The following is an 18,338-nucleotide window of genomic DNA, read 5'->3' on the forward strand; positions in this document are numbered from 1 at the left end:
AGGCGATCATGACGGCAGACCACCCCTCGGCGCCGGTCGACCAGCCTGCCGGCGGCATGCCGGAGCAGCACGAGTCGATCCTGCTCGACGAGCCGACCACGGCCGACCTGCGGGCCAAGGTGACGGAGGCCTGGCGGGAGTTCGCCCGGGCGCTTGCGGAACGGCTGCGCGGGCTGCCGGCCGGTGGGCACCTGGAGGTGACGCTCGATCCGACCGCCTCCGGCACCGGGGACGCCGTCTATTCGGTGAGCGCCGACGCCGCCGAGGGGGGTGGCCTGTCGGCCCGGGCGGTCGGCAACGCCACGCTTCCGCCGGGGTTCCGGCTGGACCGGGGGGCGGTGGCGGACATGGTGGCGTTGGGCTGGTCGCCGCCCGGCGTGGTGGCGGGTTCCGGCGAGCAGTTCGGCCTGGACTGCGGCGTCGACGAGGCCACCCGGTTGTCGGCAGTGCTCTCCCGGACGCTGCGCGACGTCTACGGCGCCCCGCATCCCGCGTTCCTGGTCTACCTGGTGCAGGACGCCGACGGTGAGCCGCTGGCGGTGGAGCCGCTCGGCACCGCGCGCGGTGAGTTCGGCCAGGACCGGGGCTCCGAGGCCGACCTCGACGAGGCGTTGGCCGCCGCGGCGGCCCAGGCGGGCGAGAACGACGTGCTGGCGTTGGAGGAGCGGGTCCGGACGGTCGTCTCGACGATGTTGAAGTCGGACGCCGACCAGGTGCAGGTGGACTCCGACGGTGACATCAACATCCGGGCCGGTTCGGCCATGGTGTTCGTGCGGGTACGCGACAATCCGCCGCTTGTCGACGTCTTCTCGCCGGTGTTGACCGAGGTCGAGCCGACCGAGCGGCTCTACGTGAAGCTCTCCGAGCTGACCAATCGGATGCCGATCGGGCGGCTCTACTGCGCCGACGACACGGTCTGGGCGTCCATCCCGGTCTTCGGCCGCAACTTCCAGGCCACCCACCTGATGCTCGCGGTGCAGGTGATGACCGGTCTCGCCGACGAGCTCGACGACCGGTTGCACGGCGAGTTCGGTGGCAAGCGCTTCTTCGGCGAGGGCGACAAGCCGGCCCGGGCGCAGGAGCACCGCACCGGCATGTACCTCTGACAACGCCGCCACGCCGCAACCGCCACGCCGCCGCCGACGATCGGCGTCAGCCCGTGGACGGTCCGACGCCGGGGGATTCGACCAGCCGGGACAGCACGATGGTGCTGCGCGACGACGTGACGAACGATTCGGCCCGCAGCCGCTCGAGCGCATCCTCCAGGTGGGAGATGTCGGCGGCGCGCAGGTGTACGAGCGCGTCCGCCTCGCCGGAGACGGTGTAGGCGCCGACGACCTCGGGGTGCCGGCGGGCCGCGACGCCGATCTGCGCCGGCGTGGTCCGCCCGGCGCAGAACAGCTCGACGAACGCCTCGGTGGTCCACCCGACGGCGGCCGGGTCGACCACGGCGGTGAAGCCACGGATCACCCCGGTCGCCCGCAGCCGGTCGACGCGTCGCTTGACCGCCGGGGCGGAGAGTGACACCCGGTTGCCGATGTCCGCGTACGAGGCGCGGGCGTCCGCCACGAGTAGCGCAATGATTCGCTGGTCTACCGCGTCTATCTGCAACGTTCCGCCTCTGGGAAGCAATGGTCGTGGCTGTTACCAAAGTTCTAACCTACCTACTCTTGGTGACCGTGAACCAGCAGCGAGTCTCGCGAAAGCGGACATATCTCATGTGCTCGCCCGACTACTTCGCGGTCGAGTACGCGATCAACCCGTGGATGGACGTCACCACCCCGGTCGACGCGGACCTGGCGGTCAAGCAGTGGGACCGGCTCCGCGAGACGCTGCTCGGGCTCGGTCACGAGGTGCACCTGCTGACCCCCGGGGCGGGCCTGCCGGACATGGTCTTCGCGGCCAACGGCGCCTTCGTGGTCGACGGCACGGCCTACGGCGCCCGGTTCAAGCACGAGCAGCGGGCCGCCGAGGCCGCCGCGCACCGGGAGTTCTACGAGGGGCAGGGCTGGCGGTTCCTCGCGCCGAGCGAGACCAACGAGGGTGAGGGCGACTTCGCGTACCTGCCGGACGCGCACGGCGGGCTGATCCTCGCCGGCCACGGCTTCCGGACCGAGCTGGCGGCGCACGCCGAGGCGCAGGAGGCGCTCGGCCGGCCGGTGGTCTCACTGCGCCTGGTCGACCCGCGTTTCTACCACCTGGACGTGGCGCTCGCCTCGATCGACGACGGGAACATCGTCTACTACCCGGGCGCCTTCTCCGCGGCCAGCCAGCGCGTGCTGCACCAACTCTTCCCGGACGCGGTGGTGGCGGACGACGAGGACGCCCTGGCCTTCGGCCTGAACCTGGTCAGCGACGGGCTCAACGTGGTGCTGAACAACGAGGCCACCCGGCTGGCCGGCGCGTTGCGGGCGGCCGGCTACCAGCCGGTCCCGGTGGAGCTGGCCGAGCTGAAGAAGGGCGGCGGCAGCGTGAAGTGCTGCATCGCCGAGCTGCGGCCCTGACCCGGACCCCCTGACCCCGGACCCCCGCCGCCGCGTCAGCCGAGCGTGGCCAGCTCGTTGATCACCACGTTGGAGAGCATCCGGCCGTCGAGCTGCACCTTGCGCAGATACCACTTCTGCTGCGGGGTACGCGGCTGGTTGAACTGCCAGGAACCGCGCGGGCTGTCGATCTGGCCGATCTTGCCGAGCGCCAGGTTGACCTGCGTCGGGTTCGGGTCGCCGTCGACCAGCCGGATCGCCTTGTCCAGCACCTGCGCGGCGTCGTACGAGGCCATCGCGTAGGTGGTCGGTGAGGTGTTGAACGTCTTGCGGTACGCGGAGGCGAACACCCGGTTCGCGGTGTTGTTCAGGTCCGCCGAGTAGTTGAGCGCGGTCTCGATGCCGTGGGCCTCGATCAGCCGCCGGTCCCGGCCCTTCTCGCCGTCGTCGAGCTGGTCGAGGACGGTGCCCTCGGTGAGGAACCCGGGCGCGTAGATCGGCCCCCGGTAGCCGGCGTCGTAGAGCTGCTTGACGAACTGCACGGCCTGCGGGCCGGTGTAGTGACAGAAGACGGCGTCCGGGTTGCGGCCGAGCGCCTTGCGGATCGGCCCGGTGTAGACCCCCTTGCCCGGGTTGGCGTAGTCGGGGGTGTAGATCGGTTCCTCGGTGAGCCGGCGGCCGAGTTCGTAGCCGCGCCGCAGCCCGTCGACGACGTCCCGGCTGCTGGCGCCCTGGGTGCCGAAGATGGCGATCCGGCTCGACGGGTCCAGGATCCGGCGCAGGTATTCACCGAGCGCCACGCCCGGCTCGTCCAGCACGTACGAGGTGCGCCAGATGTAGAGGACGCCCTTGAGCGAGGCGGGGGAGGCGTTGGAGCCGATGAGCGGCACCCGGGCCCCCTCCACGGCATCCCGGATGCCGGTCATGACGGTCGGGCTGACCACGCCGGTGAGCGCGAGCACACCCTCCTTCAGGAGCCGGTCGACGGCGGCCTTGCCGGTGGCGGCGCTGTCGCCCTCCTCGGCCGGCACCACCGTGACCGGGTGCCCGCCGAGCTGCTGCCCGTGCGTGCTGAGGAAGAGCTGGAAGCCGTTGGTGATGTCGTCGCCGATGGCCTTGTTCGGGCCGCTGCCGGGCACGATCAGCCCGATCTTGATCGGGCTGCCGGCCGCCGGTTGCTCCGGGGAGTCGTCGCCGGAGCCGCAGCCGGCCGCGAACCCGGTGACGCCGAGCGCGCCCAGCAGTTGCAGAGCACGCCTGCGGTTCATCTGTGCCACCGAACTTCCTCCCCGCCGGGGGTGGCCATGGTGCACACCCCATCGGCGTTCTACCTGGTCGTCGACGTTGCGTCAATGCCCGGAAGATCACTGTGAAGGGACCGCAACGCCTCGACCACCCGGGGCCACGCGACCGAGTCCGGCGCGATCAGCCCGAAGTGCTCGCATTCCGCCAGCTCAACCAGTATGGCGGTGCCGCCGGCGGCCTGGTCGGCGGCCACCCAGGAGCGGCTCGTCGACACCGGAACCTGCTGGTCGAGCGACCCGTGCATCACTACCGTCCGTGCCGGGATCGGTACCAGCGCCGATGGATCCGTGGCCGCGTACCGGTCCGGGACGTCCGCCGGGCCGCCGCCGAGCAGCGCGGCCACCGCCCCGCCGTCCAGGTCCAGCCGGTACGCCTCGGCGAGGTCCGCGATCGGGGCCAGCGCGAGCACGCCGCCGACCGTGTCCGGGGCGTGCGCGGCCACGTACAGCGCCAGGTGACCGCCGGCCGAGTGACCGACCAGGATCGGTGGGACGGGCGCCACCCGGCCGGGCAGCGCGGCGGCGGCCAGCCCCGGCAGCGCGGCGACCCCGGCGCGTACGTCGGCGAGCGTGTTCGGCCAGCCGCCGCCGGGCGGGCCGGTCCGGCGGTATTCGAGCTGCGCCACCGGATGGCCGAGCGCGGCCAGCGCCGTGGCCATCGGGCCGGTGTGGGCGCGGTCGTACTCCGCCCGCCAGAAGCCGCCGTGCACCACGACCACGAGCGGTCGGGCCGGACCGTCACCGGCCGGGCGGCGCAGGTCGGCGCACTGGTCCGGGTGGTCGCCGTAGGCGACGGTGGCGTCCGGCGGCGGAGCCGGCCGGGTCAGCACGTCACGCGGGTCGCTGGGCATGCGGGGACGGTAGCCTGCGCGGTCCTGCGCGCGTGCGCGTGGTCGGCGTGGGTAAAGATGGTTGCCATGACCGAAGCGCACCCCGGCGGACACGACGAACAGGGCAACGATGGCATCCCCGGCACCGTGGTGGTGGTCGGGCCGGACGGCCGACCGGTCGGCACCGTGCAGACCGACGAGGGCAAGGGTGAGGATCCGACCCGTCTGGTCGAGCAGCCGGCCAAGGTGATGCGGATCGGCAGCATGATCAAGCAACTGTTGGAGGAGGTGAAGGCCGCCCCGCTCGACGACGCCAGCCGGCACCGGATGCGCGAGATCCACGAACGCTCGATCGTCGAGCTGAAGGAGGGGCTCGCCCCGGAGCTGCGCGAGGAGTTGGAGCGGATCTCGCTGCCGTTCACCGAGCAGCAGGCGCCGAGCGAGGGTGAGCTGCGCATCGCCCACGCCCAGCTGGTCGGCTGGTTGGAAGGGCTGTTCCACGGCATCCAGGCCGCGCTCGTCGCCCAGCAGATGGCCGCCCGAGTCCAACTGGAGCAGATGCGCTCCGGCCGCCAGGCGCTGCCCAGCGGCCCCGGCGGGGTGGTCCCGGGCATGCCCGGCATGCCGGGCATGCCCGGCGCCGAGGGCCACGCTCCCGGCCAGTACCTGTGACGCGCCGGCCGGGGTGCGCGCGACGCGCCCCGGCCGGTCAGTCCACCCCGAAAACCTTCTCCAGGTACGCGGCGACGCCGTCGGAGGTGTTCGCCCCGGTCACCTCGTCCGCGATCTCCCGTACCGCCGGATGGGCGTTGGCGACCGCCACCGCCCGACCGGCCCAGGTCAGCATCGGCACGTCGTTCGGCATGTCGCCGAAGGCCAGCACGTCCCGTTCGCCGACGCCCAGCCGGGCGGCGTACCAGGCGAGGCCAGCCGCCTTCGTCACACCGGCGGCGGAGATCTCGATCAGGCCGCTGTAGGACGAATGGGTGGCCTCGGCCAGCCCTTCCAGCGCGCCGGCCACCACCCGGACGAACACGTCCGGATCCTGCTCCCCGGCCCGGGCCAGCAGCTTCACCGCGGGCGCGGCGAGCAGCTCCTCCGGCGACTCGACGGCCCGGATGGCGTCCGCGTCGGCGTCCCAGCGCAGCGGGTAGTGCGCCTCGTGCCGCATCTGCCGGCTGTCCACGATCTCCACCGCGAAGCTCACCCCGGGCACCTCGGCCCGCAGCCGCCGGGCCACCTCGGCCAGCAGCTCCGGGGCGAGCGGGTCGGCGCGCAGCACCTCGTCGGTGACCGGGTCGTACACCACCGCGCCGTTGGCGCAGATCGCCGGCAGCGGCTCGGGGAGCTGGTCGTACACGAGTTGGAGCCAGCGGATCGGACGGCCGGTGACAAGCACGACGGGCGTGCCGGCGGCGGCGATCCGGGTCAGCACCGCCGCGGTACGCGGGCTGAGCGTCCGGTCGTCCCGCAGCAGCGTGCCGTCGATGTCGGTGGCGACGAGTCGAGGTGGCTCTCCCATCACCGGGAGAGTAGTCGGTCCAGGTAGACCGCGACGCCGTCGTCGTCGTTGCGCAGGGTGATCTCGTCCGCGGCGGCGCGCAGCTCGGGGTGGGCGTTCGCCACCGCCACCCGCGCCCAGCCGGCCCAGCCGAACATCGGCAGGTCGTTGGGTTGGTCGCCGAAGACCAGCACGTCCGCCGGGTCGACGCCGAGCCGGTCGGCGACGACGCTCAGCCCGCTGGCCTTGTCCACGCCGGGCGGGCAGATCTCGACGAAGCCGAGCCCGGCCTGGGTGAGCGTGGCCGTCTCCGGCGACACGATCCGGCGGGCTACCGCGAGCAACTCGTCGACGTGGTGGTCCTCGGTCCGGACGAACGCCTTGACCACGTCGCAGGCGAGACATTCCGCCCGGCTGCGTGCCTCGAACCGGTCCGGATAGGGCCAGCTCGGGTGGTAGTCGCCCCAGAGCGGCGCGTCGTGGTCGCCGGACGCCTCCACCATCACGGTGAGCGGGCCGACGGCGGCCTCCAGGTCGGCGAGGAGACGAGTGAGCACCTCGCCGGGGAGACGCTCGTCACGCAGCACCAACGGGCCGGCCGGGTCGCTCTGGTCGACCACCCATCCGCCGCCGGCCATCACGAGGAAGTCGGCGGCGCGGATGTCGTTGCGGCTCAGTTCGGCCAGTCGCGGTCCGCGCCCGGTGGCGCCGACCACCGGGATCCCGGCGGCCCGCACCCGGTCCAGCACCCCGTGGGTGTACGCGGACACAGTGTCGTCGCTGCGGACGAGCGTGCCGTCGAGGTCGGTGGCGATCAGCTTGGGCAGGCCCGGGCGGGTCATGGTTCCTCCTTCGCCCCGCCGCCGTCACGCCGGCCGACCTGGTCCTTCGTGCCGCGACCATGGGACGGCGGGCAGCAACCGTATCTCGCCGCGCAGGGGTCATCCATGGCGTTCCGGCGAATCGGCCGCGAATCCCCGGCGGCGATCCGGTGACCCGCTCAGCGGGAGCGGTCGGGGCCGGCGAACGGCGTCGTCGGCTCCACCGTCAGGTCGGCCGGGGCCGGCGGCCCGTCGTCGTCGATCGTCCGCCCCCGCCGCCGGGCGGTCCGGCCGCCCGGACCGTGGGCCGGCGCGTCGTCCGCCGGGTCGGCGGCCCGTTCCCCGACCCGCCCGGTCAGGTGCAGCGTGGCCGCCAGCAGCACGACGGCGAGGAAGGCGGTGATCAGCCCTCGGCCGTGCTCCACCTGGATGCTCTGCTCGACCGGGAAGAAGAGTATGCGCCTGGCGACCTGCTGGAGCGCGGAGGCGGTCGCGACGAGCACGCCGAGCAGGGCGGCGGCGAGGCCCAACCCGGCGATCCGGGCGTGCTGTCGCACCGCGGGAGCCCCGCGCAGCGCCAGCGCCGTGCCGACCGACAGCCCGAGCAGCCCCACCAGGTATGCCACCCCGAAGCCGCCGGTCTCGGAGATGCCGCTGGCCAGCAGGTTCGGCGCGTTCTCCGCCCGGGACCCATCGGGGATGACGATCACCACCCACTCGCCGATCAGCGAGGCGAGCGCGGCGACCGCGCCGAGGCCGGCGAGCACCGGGGGCAGGCGGTGGTCCCGGCCCAGGCCGGCCAGCGTCCGGCCGACCCGGCCGGACGGTTCCGATCGGGCGTCGGTGTCGCCCCACTCGACGACAGTGGTGCCGTCGGAGCGGCTGTCCTGCCTGGGGATGGGGGGATCCTGCGACATCGGCCACCCTTCCCGTTCGCGGGCCTGCGTCGAATCATGGCACAGACGACGGCCCGGTATCGGGGGCGTGGAGCGGGAGGGGCGGTGCGGGGCGGCGCGCTTTCGGTTAGCGTCGGTGCCATGCCTATCCGTACCGCATCCGCTCGTTGGCAGGGCAACCTCGCCGAGGGGTCGGGAACCGTCCGCACCGGCAAGGGCGGCCTGTCCGGCAACTACTCCTTCAAGTCGCGTTTCGAGGAGGGCGAGGGCACGAACCCCGAGGAGCTGATCGGCGCCGCGCACGCGAGCTGCTTCTCGATGGCCCTTTCCAAGCAGCTCGCCGACTCGGGCGCCACCGACACGTCGGTGGAGACCACCGCCAAGGTGCACTTCGACAAGACTGACGCGGGCATGACCGTGACCCGCATCGACCTGGAGACCGTCGGCCAGGCACCCGGGCTCGACGAGGCCGGGTTCACCAAGCTGGCCGAGGCCGCCAAGGAGAACTGCCCGATCTCCCGGCTGCTCTCCCCCGGCGCGCAGATCACGCTCACCGCCCGCCTGGCCTGACGCTCGCGCCTGGCCATCCTGCCCGCACTTTCCCGGAAAGAGGACCCGTCGGGCCACTCTTTCCGGGAAGTGCGTGGATCTTCGACGGGTGGTCGACGGGTGGCGGCAGCGGGGAGGATGGTCGGCGTGGCCGTGGAGATGAGCCGGGACCGGTTCGAGGAACTGGTCGGCGAGGCACTCGACGAGGTGCCCGAGGAGTTGCTCGGGCTGATGAGCAACGTGGTCATCCTGGTGGAGGACGACCCGCCGCCCGGCGAGAACCTGCTCGGGCTCTACGAGGGGCATGCGCTCACGGCGCGCGGCTGGGACTACTCCGGCGTCCTGCCGGACCGCATCCTGATCTACCGCAACCCGATCCTGGCGATCTGCGACACCGACGACGACGTCGTCGAGGAGGTCGCGGTGACCGTGGTGCACGAGATCGCCCATCACTTCGGCATCGACGACGAGCGCCTGCACGCCCTCGGTTGGGGCTGACCGGGCCCCGGCCCGCCCCCGCTCGGCCGATCCCCGCGGTTGCGCCAGTCCCCTAACCTCCGGGTCAGGCACATCCCGATGCAGGAGGAAACAACCCCATGCGCAGCGCTCTCTTCTCCGCGGAGAACCTCGAGAAGGAGTCCCAGCAGCCGGGCATGCGGCTGCAGAACTCCAAAATGCTGAAGATCGAGCTGAACGGCGAGGCGATGGCCCGCGTCGGGTCGATGGTCGCCTACCAGGGCCAGGTGCAGTTCCAGGCGCTCGGCTCGGGCGGCATCGGCAAGTTCATCAAGCAGCGGCTCACCGGCGAGGGTGTGCCGCTGATGAAGCTTTCCGGGCGCGGCGACGTGTTCCTCGCCGAGCTGGCCAAGGACGTGCACATCATCGACCTGGAGCCCGGCGACGCCCTGTCGATCAACGGCTCCAGCGTGCTCGCCTTCGACTCGACCCTCCAGTACGACATCAAGATGGTGAGCGGCATGGGCATGGCGTCCTCGTCGGGCCTGTTCAACTGCGTCTTCAGCGGGCACGGCCGGATCGCCATCACCACCAAGGGCACCCCGGTGGTGCTGAACGTGGACGCGCCGACGTACGTCGACCCGCAGGCGGCGGTCTGCTGGTCGGCCAATCTCCAGACCGGCTACCACCGGGCCGAGCAGCTCGGCCTGGGCACGCTGCTCGGACGCAGCACCGGCGAGGCGTTCACGATGAGCTTCGCCGGCCAGGGCTTCGTCGTGGTGCAGCCCTCCGAGGAACCGCCGGTGGCCGGCAGCGGCGCCCAGCAGCAACAGCAGGGTGGCCTGCTCGGCGGCTTGCTGCAATGAGCTCCGGGCCGGGTGCGTTCCTGGGGAACGCACCCGGCCCGGTTCAGGTCAGCTCGCCGGCGCGCAGCCGGGCCAGCCAGGCCGCCGCGTCGGCGTAGTCGGCGTCGGAGAGACCGGCCGGCGCGGGCGTCGGCACGTCACCCGCCGCCGTGCTCCAGCGGTGCCGGGGGTACGAGCCGAGGAAGCGGACGTCGGCGCAGACCCGGCGCAGCCCGCGCAACGCCTCGCCGAGACGTACGTCGGCGACGTGCCCGGTGCAGTCCAGGAAGAACACGTAACGCCCGAGCGCCTCGCCGGTGGGGCGGGACTCGATCCGGGTCAGGTTCACCCCGCGTACGGCCAGCTCCATGAGCACGGACAGCAGCGCGCCCACCCGGTCGTGCGCGATGTAGACCGCAAGCGAGGTGAGGTCGTCGCCGGTCGGCGGCGGGGGCGGCCCCGGGCGGGACACCAGCGCGAACCGGGTCACCGCGTCCGGATGGTCGGCGATCTTGTCGGCGAACACGGTCAGCCGGTGCCGGGCGGCGCCGATCGGGGCGCAGATGGCGGCGTCGTACTCGCCGGTCGCCGCGCCGGCCGCGGCGGCCCCGTTGGAGAGCACGTCGACCACGGTGGCGTCGGGCAGATGGTCCCGCAGCCAACTGCGGCACTGGGTGGACGCCTGCGGGTGGGCGGCCACGCTGCGTACCGCGGCCGGTGTGACGCCGGGGCGGCCGGCGAGCACGAACTCCACCGGCAGGATCACCTCCCGGGTGATCATCAACGGGTCACCCTCGGCCAGTTCGTCGAGTGTCACCCCGACCGCGCCGCCGATGGAGTTCTCCAGTGGCACCATGGCGGCGTCCGCCTCCCCGGCCCGGACGGCGTCGAGGGCCTCGCCGACGCTGCGGGCGGGCGTCCGGTCCCCCCGTTCGGCGGCGGGCAGGCTACGCAGCGCCTGCTCGGCGAAGGTGCCCTCGGGTCCGAGGTAGACGAAGCGGGTCGGTGGTGTTCCCGGCATGGTCACCACACTACGCACCCGGGGTGCCGTCGCAGGCCAGGGTGCGGATGCCCGTGGGCGCGGTGGCGCGGACCTCGACGCCGCACACGTCGGTGCCGGCGGTCACCAGTTTCGGCGTGCCGGATCGACCCCGTGTGACCACCTGGAGTTCCTCGTGCCCGGAGACCGCCAGCACGGTGTAGTGCCAGCCCTCCGCGCAGAGCGGACCGGTTCGGACGGTGACCCGGACCGCTCGCGGCAGCACCCCGGCGGAGCCGCGCAGCAACGCGACGATCCGGTCGCCGGACGGCTTGCCCCGGCAGGGTGTGGCGGCCGGGTCGGGCGCCGGGGTGGGCCGCGCCGGCGTGGCGGGGGTGACCGGTGCCGACGGGGTCGGGGTGGGCGTGGCCGACGCCGAGGCGGATGGGCCGCCGGCCTCGGTGGCGGGTGGCTCGCGCAGCTCGGGCGGCTGCCCGCAGGCGGTAAGCACGAGCAGCGCGAGCAGCGTCGCCGGGAGGGCACGGCGGTGGGGCGGGGTGCGGGGCACGGTGCAGTCCTCGACATCGAGGGGCGTCATCACGGCCGGGGGCCGAGCCCATCGTAGGAGGTGCGCCCGCACCGGAGAAGCCGGGTGCTCGGCGGGATGCCCCCGGCGGGGTCAGAGCACGCAGAAGAAGGTGAGCGAGCCGGCCACCTCGGCACCGGTGAGCACCGGCGTGGAGATGGCGTCCACCGTCGTCCCGGCGTCGGAGCCGGGCCCCTGGACCCGGAGCAGACCACGGGCGAGCCGGCCGGAGAGCAACGCGAGCAGCGGCGGGATCTTTTCGGTCTCCTGCTCGGTGAGCTCGCTGGGGCTGGCGGTGAAGTCGACCAGGCGCAGGCCACCCTCCAGCAGCGGGCGACCGACCACGTCCTCCGGCGCGCCCAGGCAGAGCAGGTCGCAGCCGGACGAGGAGATCGCCACCACGGTGGTGTCGGCGTCGATCAACAGGCACGGCTCGGCGGCCCGGGAAACCGTCCCGGACCACTGTGCGAAATTGTCGGACTCCTGCTCGGTGGGTGTCTCGGTCGGGGACGCGAACACTTCCGAGAGTGAGAGCTCGACGTGGGCCACCGCGCCTCCTATGTACACCGACGGTCTGTCCACGCTAGCCGGTCGGCACAGCGACCACCCGGCCGCGCTGCGCCTCCCGGTCACCGGTGCTCACCCGTGAGGCTGGGCGGCGCAGGGACCGGGGGACATGCGTCGGTGCGACGGGAGCCCCGGGGGGGCGGGCGACCGGCGACGACGCGGAACGACGGAACCGGTCGGGGCGGTGCCGCGGACCGCGTGGCGTCGTCCGAGACGTTACCGGCGGGCGGCCCGCTTGTCAGCGGCCGTTCGGCCCTCGTCATACCACCGGTAGTCGGCAGATGGACGGTACGTGCCGTTGAGCCACGTCGACGGCGCCTCGGCGACCCGGGACAACTTCTCGGCGGTGGCCGGGCTGATCCGGTTGCCGGCGGCCACGAGCAGCCGGTCCAGCTCCCGGTGGGTGGCCATGAGGCAGTCCTTCGGGAGGCCGTAGACGCTGATCACCCCGGAGCCGACGAACGTCAGCACCGGCGTCACCGGGATCGGCAGACCGACCGCGTCGGAGAGCGCCTTGCTGGCCCGCTTGGCGTCGCGGCGCGCCTCGGCCACATAGGGTGGACGCTTGCCGTTGATCTGCACGACGTCGCCGGCGACAAGCACCCGCGCCCGGCCGTGGTCGGCGATGGTGACCGCGAAGAGCCCGCTCGGCCCGATCGCGAGGAACCCGGCCCGATCGTCCTGGCCGCGGTCGAGCAGCGCGTCGGCCAGGTCTGTCCGTGGCCACTCGATGACGTGCCAGGCGGGCCCGAGGTGGTCGAGTTGCCCCAGGGCGCGGGCCCCGGCGGCTTCCAACCGGCGGGCCCCCCGGTCGGCGCGACGGCGGCGGGCCCACTCCAGGGGACTGGGACGCGCCGGCTCGAGCGCCGGGGCGGCCTCGACCCGGGGATGTGCCGCGCGGGGCGGCAGTGCCCGGCTCGGTACGGCTCGGCGAGCGGGAAAGACAGTCATCGCGACCTCCGGCAAAAGGTCTCTCGAAGTTATGTCTCCACTACCCTACGTTGCACACCCGGGGGTCCGGCAAGTTGGACCGCCGGAATGACTGTGGATGAATGCCATATTCATTCACACTTCTTTTCCGGATGGTGCGGAAGCCTGCCCTAGGCTGCGGGGGTGACGCACTACGTGGACAGCGAAGTGGCCCGGCTCGGCACGGTGCTGCTGCACCGCCCGGGGCCCGAGCTCGCCCGCCTCACCCCACGCAACAACGACTCCTTGCTCTTCGACGCTATCCCATGGGTGGGACGCGCGCAGGAGGAGCACGACGCCTTCGCGGCGGCCCTGCGCTCGCGCGGCGTCGAGGTGCTCTACCTGGCCGACCTGCTCGCTGAGACGCTCGCCGTGCCGGACGCCCGGGCCGAGCTTACCGAGCGGGTGCTGCGGTCCCGCCGCCTCGGGGACACCCTGCGCGCCCGGGTCGCCGACCACCTGGCGTACCTCGATCCGGCCGCCCTGGCCGACGTGTTCATCGCCGGTCTCGCGCACGAGGAGCTGCGGATCGGCGCCGAACGGCCCGGCGGTCTGGTCTGGACCCTGATGGACCGGCACGACTTCGTGATCGACCCGCTGCCCAATCTTCTCTTCACCCGCGACTCGTCGGTGTGGATCGGCGACCGGGTCGGCGTCACCAGCCTGGCCATGCCGGCGCGGCGGCGGGAGACCACGCTCACCGACGCGATCTACCGTTACCACCCGCGCTTCGCCGGCACCGAGTTCGTCTACCACCCCGGGCTGGAACACGTGGAGGGCGGCGACGTGCTGCTGCTCGCCCCGGGCGTGCTCGCCGTCGGTGTCGGCGAACGCACCACCCCGGCCGGCGCGGAACGGCTGGCCCGGCAGGTCTTCGCCGCCGGGCTGGCGCACACCATCCTGGTGGTGCCGATCGCCCAGGAACGCGCCACCATGCACCTGGACACGGTCTGCACCATGGTCGACGTGGACGCCGTGCTGATGTACCCGAACATCGCCAGCGAGCTGTCCGCGTACACCGTCGTGGCCGGCGCGGACGGTGAGCCGCGGGTCGACGGCCCGGCCCCGTTCCTGCGGGCCGCCGCCGACGCGATGGACCTCGACCAGCTCCGGGTGATCGACACCGGCCTGGACCCGGTCACCGCCGAGCGCGAACAGTGGGACGACGGCAACAACACGCTCGCCCTCGCGCCGCGCCTCTGCGTGGGCTACGAACGCAACGTGGAGACCAACGCGCAGTTGGAGCGCGCCGGCATCGAGGTGATCGCCATCGCCGGCTCCGAGTTGGGCTCCGGCCGGGGCGGCCCCCGCTGCATGTCCTGCCCCCTCGTCCGCGAGAAAGGCGGGGGCCCCGCTTAACGCTTTCGGTAGAGGCGGGGCCCCCGCTTAACGCCGTGCGTTAAGAAGGGCCCCCGCCTAACACCGGGCGGTCAGCGCAGGGTGAGCTGGCGACCGAGCAGGCCCTGGCGGGCGCGGCGGGCGGCGGCGTCCAGCGGCTCCGGGTCCGCGAGCGCCTCCGCGTAGCGCTTGGCGAACTGCGCGACCGGGCCCTCCCACTCGCCGGCCGGAGTGTCCTCCGGCAGGTCCCAGACCGGCGCCAGCCGGCCGTGCGCGCGGAACATGCCGGCGAACTTCGTGTCGTCGCCGAGGGTCAGCGCGCCGGCCGCGCCCAGCCGGGCCAGGGCGTTCAGCGCGGCGTCCTCGTCGTCCGGCAGCACCCAGCGCACGTGTGCCTTCTCCGGCACCTGGCACCAGTACGCCGCCCGCGCCGCGTCCAGCTTGACCGTCGGATAGATCGCCGCGTTCGCCCGCTCCAGGGACGCCTGCACGGTCGGGTCGTCGATGGCGCCCGGGTCGAGCCAGAAGTCGAACCCGTCGTGCATGGTGATCTCCAGCGGCCCGTCCACCAGGATGTCCTGGAGGCGGGGGCCGGGCCCGGGCAGCGGCGGCACGCTCACCTGACCGCCCGGCTCGGTGCGCAGCGCGCTGAGCAGCGCGTCGGCCAGGTCCCGGGAGACGTCGCCGGACTGCTGGTGCCGTTGCAGGCCGATGAGGACCCGCCCGTCCGGCTTGGCGACCGCCGGGGCGGCCATCGGCAGGACGGTGGCCAGGATGACCGGCCGGTCGCCGTACTCCTCGACCAGCTCGGGGGTCAGCCGCAGCGGCGCGGACGCGGCCGGCACCAGCTCGCGCAGGGCGATCCACTCCGGCTCGTCCGCCAGCCCCTCGAACGGTCGGGGGACGAAGATGTCGCGCACCTTCTCCCGCTTCGGGGTGGCTTCGACGGTCCGCTGGTTCTTTCGACGCTTGCTCACGGCGAGAAAGCCTAGATGCCCGCGGGGGCGCCCGGGGGCCGGACCCGCCTGCCCGGCCGGGTCAGCCGGTGGCGACCAGGTCCGGCCGGTACGACCCGGCGGGGTCGAACTCCGCCCACACGCTCTGGCCCAGGCCGTCCCGCTCGACGCCCCAGCGGCTGGAGAGGCCGGAGACGATGTGCAGCCCGCGCCCGTCGACCGCGTCCGGCGGGGCGACCCGGATCCGCGGGCCGGCACCGGAACCGCCGTCGGTGACCCGGAGCTGGACGCTCGGCCCCCGGTCGGTGACGCGGAGCCGCCACGCCACCCGGACCACGCCGCCGGGCAGCGCCCCGGCGTGCCGGACCGCGTTGCCGACCAGCTCGGCGAGGACCGCCACCAGGTCGGCCAGCAGGACCGGGGGTACGACGCCGGTCAGCTCGTCGGCGAGCCGGTGCCGTGCCACGCGCGCGCCGGTCGCGTCGTGGGGCACCACCACGCACCACGACCGTTCGGCCGGTCCCGTCGACACGTCGTTCCTTCCACAGTCGTGGGCGCCCGGTTCATCCCCGGGGCAGCCGCACCTCCGCGACCGTACCTCCACCGGATCTCGGTCGGAGGGACACCCATCCATTCTGCTGTTCCACGATCTGCCGGACGAGATAGAGACCCAGCCCGGCGCCGGGATAGCGGCGGCGGTCGCCGGACTCGCCCTGCCAGAACCGGTCGAAGGCCCGTTCCACGTGCTCCGGCCGGATGCCGATGCCACGGTCGGAGACGCGGAACGTGACGGTCCGCTCGTTCGCGTCGGCGCTGACCTCGATCGGCGTGTCCGGCAGCGAGTATTTTCCCGCGTTGGTGCCCAGTTCGGTGAGCACGGTGGCCAGGTTGTGCCGGTCGCCGAGGGCTTTCGGCAGGTCGGTGGGGAGGTTGAGCACGATCCGGTGCCGGATGTCGGCCGGCAGGTCGACCACCGCCGCCCGGAGCGCGTCGACCAGGTCGAACGGGGCGGCGGGCTCGCCGCCGGGACGGTTCTCGGTGGCTGCGGTGAGCAGGCGGTCGACCAGGCGGGCCAGATCGTTGGCCCGCTGCCCGATGATCCGGGCGGCCTCCCGCCGGTCGTGGTCGCTGAGGGAGTCCCAGTGGTCGGTGAGCGTGTCCGCGTACCCCTTGATCACGGTGACCGGGGTGCGCAGTTCGTGGCTGGTGACCGCGACGAAGAGGTCCCGGTCGTGGTCGCGTCGGTGCTGGTCGGTGATGTCGCGGAAGGTCACCACCCGCAGCGCGTTCGGGCCGGGCAGCTCACCGGAGGTGATCCGCAGCCAGCGGCCGTCCGGCAGCCGGTGGTCGAGCACCTGCCCGGACGGGGGCAGGGGGAACGGCAACGACCGGCTCAGCGCCTCGTTCGCCGGGCAGCCGGTCACCTGGGCGGCGGCCGGGTTCCAGAGCCGGACCCGGTTGTCCCGGTCCACCACCGCCAGGCCGTCGGCGAGCGCGGCCACGACCGGACCGTCGCCGTGCACCGGCAGGCCGGTCTGGTCGCCGTACATGTGCGCGACGCAGGCGGCCACGTATCCGACGACGGCGCGTTGCGAGGCGTCGAGCGGCTCGTCCGTCGGGTAGAGAGCGTGCAGGCTGCCGACGGTGAGCCCACCGATCTCGGCCCGTGCCACGATCATCCGGCCCAGCCCCCGGCCGGCGATCTCGTCGGCGAGCACGCCCGGGATCGAGTCGATCCGGACCTCCCGCACCGGCGGGCCGGCCAGCAGGCAGACGGTGGCGGGGTCGGTGGCCGGCAGCGGGCGGCCGATGACGAACTCGGCGCTGCCGGTCGCCGCGATCACCCGCCCGCCCGCCGGGGTGAACTCCACGAAGACCAGGCCCGTCGCGCCGACCGCCGGTTCGACCTCGCGGAGCAGGCGGGTGAGTACGGCGAGACCGGATTCGCCCGCGTTGATCATCTTGATCACTGTGGTGTGGCCGGCGATGAGGACGGGGTAGTCGGTTCGCTCCGGCATGTCCCGAGTGTGCCCCGCCGGCCGCCCCGGGGACACCCCCGCCCGGTCGACCGGGCGGTAGGCGGACCGACGGGCATCATCGACCCAACCGGGTCAACGCGCGGGCGGGCCGGTCCGTGATCACGCCGTCCACCTCGGCGGCCAGCACGAGTTCCAGGTCTTCGGGTTCGTTCACGGTCCAGACGTAGACCGAGTTGCCGGCGGCACGCAACGCGGGGACGAGATGGGGCCGGGCCCGCACCAGATCCACCCCCGGGCCGGCGATCCGGCAGCCGAAGGGGAGCCGGCCCAGCGGCAGCCAGGGCGGCAGCATCTCCAGCAGCAGCACCGTCGGCAGCGCCGGCGCGAGCGCGCGGATCCGGCGTACGGCAAGCGGTGAGAAGGACATCACGGTCACGTGGACCGGTTCGTCCGGACCGGGCTCGGCGAGGCCGTGCCGGCGCAGCAGGTCGACCAGGCGGCGCTCGACGTCGCCGCGGTAGCGCGACGGGTGCTTCGTCTCGATCAGCAGCCGGACCGGCCGCCCGGCGGCCCGCACCGCGTCGAGCAGGCGGGCCAGCGTGAGCAGCCGGGTGTGCGAGTCGTCGAGGCGCACGGCGTCGGCGGACACCGCCGCGGCCGGGTGCCAGGAGCCGAAGTCGAGGGCCTCCAGCTCGGCGAGCGTACGCGCGCTGACCAGCCCGTGCCCGTTGCTGGTCCGGTCCAGCCGGCGGTCGTGCACGCAGACCAGGTGCCCGTCGCGGGTCAGCCGGACGTCGCACTCCAGCCCGTCCGCGCCCTCGTCCAGGGCGCGCAGGTAGGCGGCGAGGGTGTGCTCCGGCAGGTCGTACGAGGAGCCTCGGTGGGCGAAGACCAGGGGGGCGGTCATGGTCGGGACGTGCCTCAGAGGACCCGACCCGGCTGCCCGTCGTCGGTGACCACCGGACGACCGGCGGCGGCCCATCCGCCCATCCCGCCCTCGACGTTGCGCACCTCGTCCCAGCCGTTGCGCAGCAGGTATCCGACCACCTGCCCGGAACGGCCGCCCGAGCGGCAGATCACCGCCACCTCGCGGTCGTCGGGCACCTCGGTGAGCCGGGCCGGCAGCTCGGTCATCGGCAGGTGGTGGGCGGCCGGCGCATGGCCGGCGGCCCACTCGTCGTCCTCCCGGACGTCGAGCAGGTAGACGTCGTCGGGCACGGCCGACGCGGGCACGCTGGGAAGGTGGGCTCCGAACACGGTGCAAAGCCTAGTCGCCCGT

General features: G+C 73.2%; 22 protein-coding genes. 7 read left to right on the top strand and 15 right to left on the bottom strand.

What is annotated here, in order from left to right; translation table 11 throughout:
- Nucleotides 1-8 precede the first annotated feature (8 nt).
- A complete protein-coding gene (locus O7602_RS29550) occupies nt 9-1,106 on the top strand; it encodes a hypothetical protein (protein ID WP_281585857.1) in 1,098 nt (365 codons plus the stop codon).
- A 46-nt stretch (nt 1,107-1,152) separates the two neighbouring features.
- On the opposite strand, the gene O7602_RS29555 is transcribed toward O7602_RS29550, so the two are convergent.
- Nucleotides 1,153-1,611, bottom strand: coding sequence for an Lrp/AsnC family transcriptional regulator (locus tag O7602_RS29555; protein ID WP_281585858.1), 459 nt, complete (start codon nt 1,609-1,611; stop codon nt 1,153-1,155).
- A 107-nt stretch (nt 1,612-1,718) separates the two neighbouring features.
- Between O7602_RS29555 and ddaH the strand changes: the two genes are divergently transcribed.
- Entirely contained in the window at nt 1,719-2,504 is a 786-nt protein-coding gene (gene ddaH, locus O7602_RS29560; protein WP_281590610.1) for a dimethylargininase, read from the top strand.
- 35 nt (nt 2,505-2,539) lie between these two features.
- Here ddaH and O7602_RS29565 read toward each other — a convergent pair whose 3' ends face one another.
- Together O7602_RS29565 and O7602_RS29570 are read right to left on the bottom strand one after the other, a co-directional pair.
- The gene (locus O7602_RS29565; protein ID WP_281585859.1) at nt 2,540-3,760 is read right to left on the bottom strand and encodes an ABC transporter substrate-binding protein; all 1,221 of its coding nucleotides are present in this window, start codon (nt 3,758-3,760) and stop codon (nt 2,540-2,542) included.
- A 50-nt stretch (nt 3,761-3,810) separates the two neighbouring features.
- Nucleotides 3,811-4,638 (bottom strand): alpha/beta hydrolase, encoded by an 828-nt coding sequence (locus O7602_RS29570; protein WP_281585860.1) that lies wholly within the window; start codon nt 4,636-4,638, stop codon nt 3,811-3,813.
- Nucleotides 4,639-4,704: 66 nt separating this feature from the next.
- Here O7602_RS29570 and O7602_RS29575 point away from each other — a divergent pair, with 66 nt between their 5' ends.
- Nucleotides 4,705-5,289 carry a bacterial proteasome activator family protein gene (locus tag O7602_RS29575; RefSeq protein WP_281585861.1) on the top strand — a complete coding sequence of 195 codons (585 nt, stop codon included), beginning with the start codon at nt 4,705-4,707 and terminating at the stop codon, nt 5,287-5,289.
- A 37-nt stretch (nt 5,290-5,326) separates the two neighbouring features.
- Here the strand turns inward: O7602_RS29575 and O7602_RS29580 are convergent, their stop codons facing one another.
- The 3 genes from O7602_RS29580 to O7602_RS29590 all read right to left on the bottom strand — a co-directional run bounded on the left by O7602_RS29580 (nt 5,327) and on the right by O7602_RS29590 (nt 7,856).
- Nucleotides 5,327-6,139 (bottom strand): HAD family hydrolase, encoded by an 813-nt coding sequence (locus O7602_RS29580; protein WP_281585862.1) that lies wholly within the window; start codon nt 6,137-6,139, stop codon nt 5,327-5,329.
- Entirely contained in the window at nt 6,139-6,960 is an 822-nt protein-coding gene (locus O7602_RS29585) for an HAD family hydrolase (RefSeq protein WP_281585863.1), read from the bottom strand. The genes O7602_RS29580 and O7602_RS29585 overlap by 1 nt, the downstream gene beginning before the upstream one ends.
- A gap of 158 nt (nt 6,961-7,118) precedes the next feature.
- On the bottom strand, nt 7,119-7,856 hold the full coding sequence (locus tag O7602_RS29590; protein ID WP_281585864.1) for a hypothetical protein: 738 nt from the start codon (nt 7,854-7,856) through the stop codon (nt 7,119-7,121).
- Nucleotides 7,857-7,976: 120 nt separating this feature from the next.
- On the opposite strand from O7602_RS29590, the gene O7602_RS29595 reads away from it, so the two are divergent.
- The 3 genes from O7602_RS29595 (at nt 7,977) to O7602_RS29605 (ending at nt 9,706) form a co-directional block, all read left to right on the top strand.
- Entirely contained in the window at nt 7,977-8,405 is a 429-nt protein-coding gene (locus O7602_RS29595; RefSeq protein ID WP_281585865.1) for an OsmC family protein, read from the top strand.
- A gap of 132 nt (nt 8,406-8,537) precedes the next feature.
- Complete coding sequence (locus O7602_RS29600) at nt 8,538-8,882, top strand: metallopeptidase family protein (protein WP_281590612.1); 345 nt, start codon at nt 8,538-8,540, stop codon at nt 8,880-8,882.
- Nucleotides 8,883-8,980: 98 nt separating this feature from the next.
- Entirely contained in the window at nt 8,981-9,706 is a 726-nt protein-coding gene (locus O7602_RS29605) for an AIM24 family protein (RefSeq protein ID WP_281585866.1), read from the top strand.
- Nucleotides 9,707-9,749: 43 nt separating this feature from the next.
- On the opposite strand, the gene pheA is transcribed toward O7602_RS29605, so the two are convergent.
- The 4 genes from pheA to O7602_RS29625 all read right to left on the bottom strand — a co-directional run bounded on the left by pheA (nt 9,750) and on the right by O7602_RS29625 (nt 12,768).
- Nucleotides 9,750-10,706, bottom strand: a complete 957-nt coding sequence (gene pheA, locus O7602_RS29610; protein ID WP_281585867.1) for a prephenate dehydratase — start codon at nt 10,704-10,706, stop codon at nt 9,750-9,752.
- A gap of 10 nt (nt 10,707-10,716) precedes the next feature.
- Nucleotides 10,717-11,262: a hypothetical protein gene (locus O7602_RS29615; protein WP_281585868.1), complete on the bottom strand. Its 546-nt coding sequence runs from the start codon at nt 11,260-11,262 to the stop codon at nt 10,717-10,719.
- Between the two features lie 81 nt (nt 11,263-11,343).
- Nucleotides 11,344-11,799, bottom strand: coding sequence for a hypothetical protein (locus tag O7602_RS29620; RefSeq protein ID WP_281585869.1), 456 nt, complete (start codon nt 11,797-11,799; stop codon nt 11,344-11,346).
- A gap of 234 nt (nt 11,800-12,033) precedes the next feature.
- Entirely contained in the window at nt 12,034-12,768 is a 735-nt protein-coding gene (locus tag O7602_RS29625; protein WP_281585870.1) for a hypothetical protein, read from the bottom strand.
- A gap of 162 nt (nt 12,769-12,930) precedes the next feature.
- On the opposite strand from O7602_RS29625, the gene O7602_RS29630 reads away from it, so the two are divergent.
- The gene (locus O7602_RS29630; RefSeq protein ID WP_281585871.1) at nt 12,931-14,145 is read left to right on the top strand and encodes an arginine deiminase; all 1,215 of its coding nucleotides are present in this window, start codon (nt 12,931-12,933) and stop codon (nt 14,143-14,145) included.
- Between the two features lie 71 nt (nt 14,146-14,216).
- Here the strand turns inward: O7602_RS29630 and O7602_RS29635 are convergent, their stop codons facing one another.
- The 5 genes from O7602_RS29635 to O7602_RS29655 all read right to left on the bottom strand — a co-directional run bounded on the left by O7602_RS29635 (nt 14,217) and on the right by O7602_RS29655 (nt 18,316).
- Nucleotides 14,217-15,101: a DUF5926 family protein gene (locus tag O7602_RS29635; RefSeq protein WP_281585872.1), complete on the bottom strand. Its 885-nt coding sequence runs from the start codon at nt 15,099-15,101 to the stop codon at nt 14,217-14,219.
- 61 nt (nt 15,102-15,162) lie between these two features.
- On the bottom strand, nt 15,163-15,579 hold the full coding sequence (locus tag O7602_RS29640; RefSeq protein ID WP_281590614.1) for an ATP-binding protein: 417 nt from the start codon (nt 15,577-15,579) through the stop codon (nt 15,163-15,165).
- A gap of 64 nt (nt 15,580-15,643) precedes the next feature.
- On the bottom strand, nt 15,644-17,098 hold the full coding sequence (locus O7602_RS29645; RefSeq protein WP_281585873.1) for an ATP-binding protein: 1,455 nt from the start codon (nt 17,096-17,098) through the stop codon (nt 15,644-15,646).
- 76 nt (nt 17,099-17,174) lie between these two features.
- Nucleotides 17,175-17,966, bottom strand: a complete 792-nt coding sequence (locus O7602_RS29650; protein WP_281585874.1) for a glycerophosphodiester phosphodiesterase family protein — start codon at nt 17,964-17,966, stop codon at nt 17,175-17,177.
- Nucleotides 17,967-17,980: 14 nt separating this feature from the next.
- Nucleotides 17,981-18,316, bottom strand: a complete 336-nt coding sequence (locus O7602_RS29655; RefSeq protein WP_281585875.1) for a rhodanese-like domain-containing protein — start codon at nt 18,314-18,316, stop codon at nt 17,981-17,983.
- Nucleotides 18,317-18,338 lie beyond the last annotated feature (22 nt).

Source organism: Micromonospora sp. WMMD1128, assembly GCF_027497235.1.
In the GTDB taxonomy this organism is placed as follows: domain Bacteria; phylum Actinomycetota; class Actinomycetes; order Mycobacteriales; family Micromonosporaceae; genus Micromonospora.

Excerpts from the sequence above, each read along its gene's own strand:
- O7602_RS29605 (WP_281585866.1), top strand. The coding sequence starts at position 8,981 with ATGCGCAGCGCTCTCTTCTCCGCGGAGAACCTCGAGAAGGAGTCCCAG.
- O7602_RS29650 (WP_281585874.1), bottom strand. The coding sequence starts at position 17,966 with ATGACCGCCCCCCTGGTCTTCGCCCACCGAGGCTCCTCGTACGACCTG.
- O7602_RS29550 (WP_281585857.1), top strand. The coding sequence starts at position 9 with ATGACGGCAGACCACCCCTCGGCGCCGGTCGACCAGCCTGCCGGCGGC.
- O7602_RS29580 (WP_281585862.1), bottom strand. The coding sequence starts at position 6,139 with ATGGGAGAGCCACCTCGACTCGTCGCCACCGACATCGACGGCACGCTG.
- ddaH (WP_281590610.1), top strand. The coding sequence starts at position 1,719 with ATGTGCTCGCCCGACTACTTCGCGGTCGAGTACGCGATCAACCCGTGG.
- O7602_RS29585 (WP_281585863.1), bottom strand. The coding sequence starts at position 6,960 with ATGACCCGCCCGGGCCTGCCCAAGCTGATCGCCACCGACCTCGACGGC.
- O7602_RS29595 (WP_281585865.1), top strand. The coding sequence starts at position 7,977 with ATGCCTATCCGTACCGCATCCGCTCGTTGGCAGGGCAACCTCGCCGAG.
- O7602_RS29645 (WP_281585873.1), bottom strand. The coding sequence starts at position 17,098 with ATGCCGGAGCGAACCGACTACCCCGTCCTCATCGCCGGCCACACCACA.
- O7602_RS29590 (WP_281585864.1), bottom strand. The coding sequence starts at position 7,856 with ATGTCGCAGGATCCCCCCATCCCCAGGCAGGACAGCCGCTCCGACGGC.
- O7602_RS29625 (WP_281585870.1), bottom strand. The coding sequence starts at position 12,768 with ATGACTGTCTTTCCCGCTCGCCGAGCCGTACCGAGCCGGGCACTGCCG.
- O7602_RS29575 (WP_281585861.1), top strand. The coding sequence starts at position 4,705 with ATGACCGAAGCGCACCCCGGCGGACACGACGAACAGGGCAACGATGGC.
- pheA (WP_281585867.1), bottom strand. The coding sequence starts at position 10,706 with ATGCCGGGAACACCACCGACCCGCTTCGTCTACCTCGGACCCGAGGGC.
- O7602_RS29615 (WP_281585868.1), bottom strand. The coding sequence starts at position 11,262 with ATGACGCCCCTCGATGTCGAGGACTGCACCGTGCCCCGCACCCCGCCC.
- O7602_RS29570 (WP_281585860.1), bottom strand. The coding sequence starts at position 4,638 with ATGCCCAGCGACCCGCGTGACGTGCTGACCCGGCCGGCTCCGCCGCCG.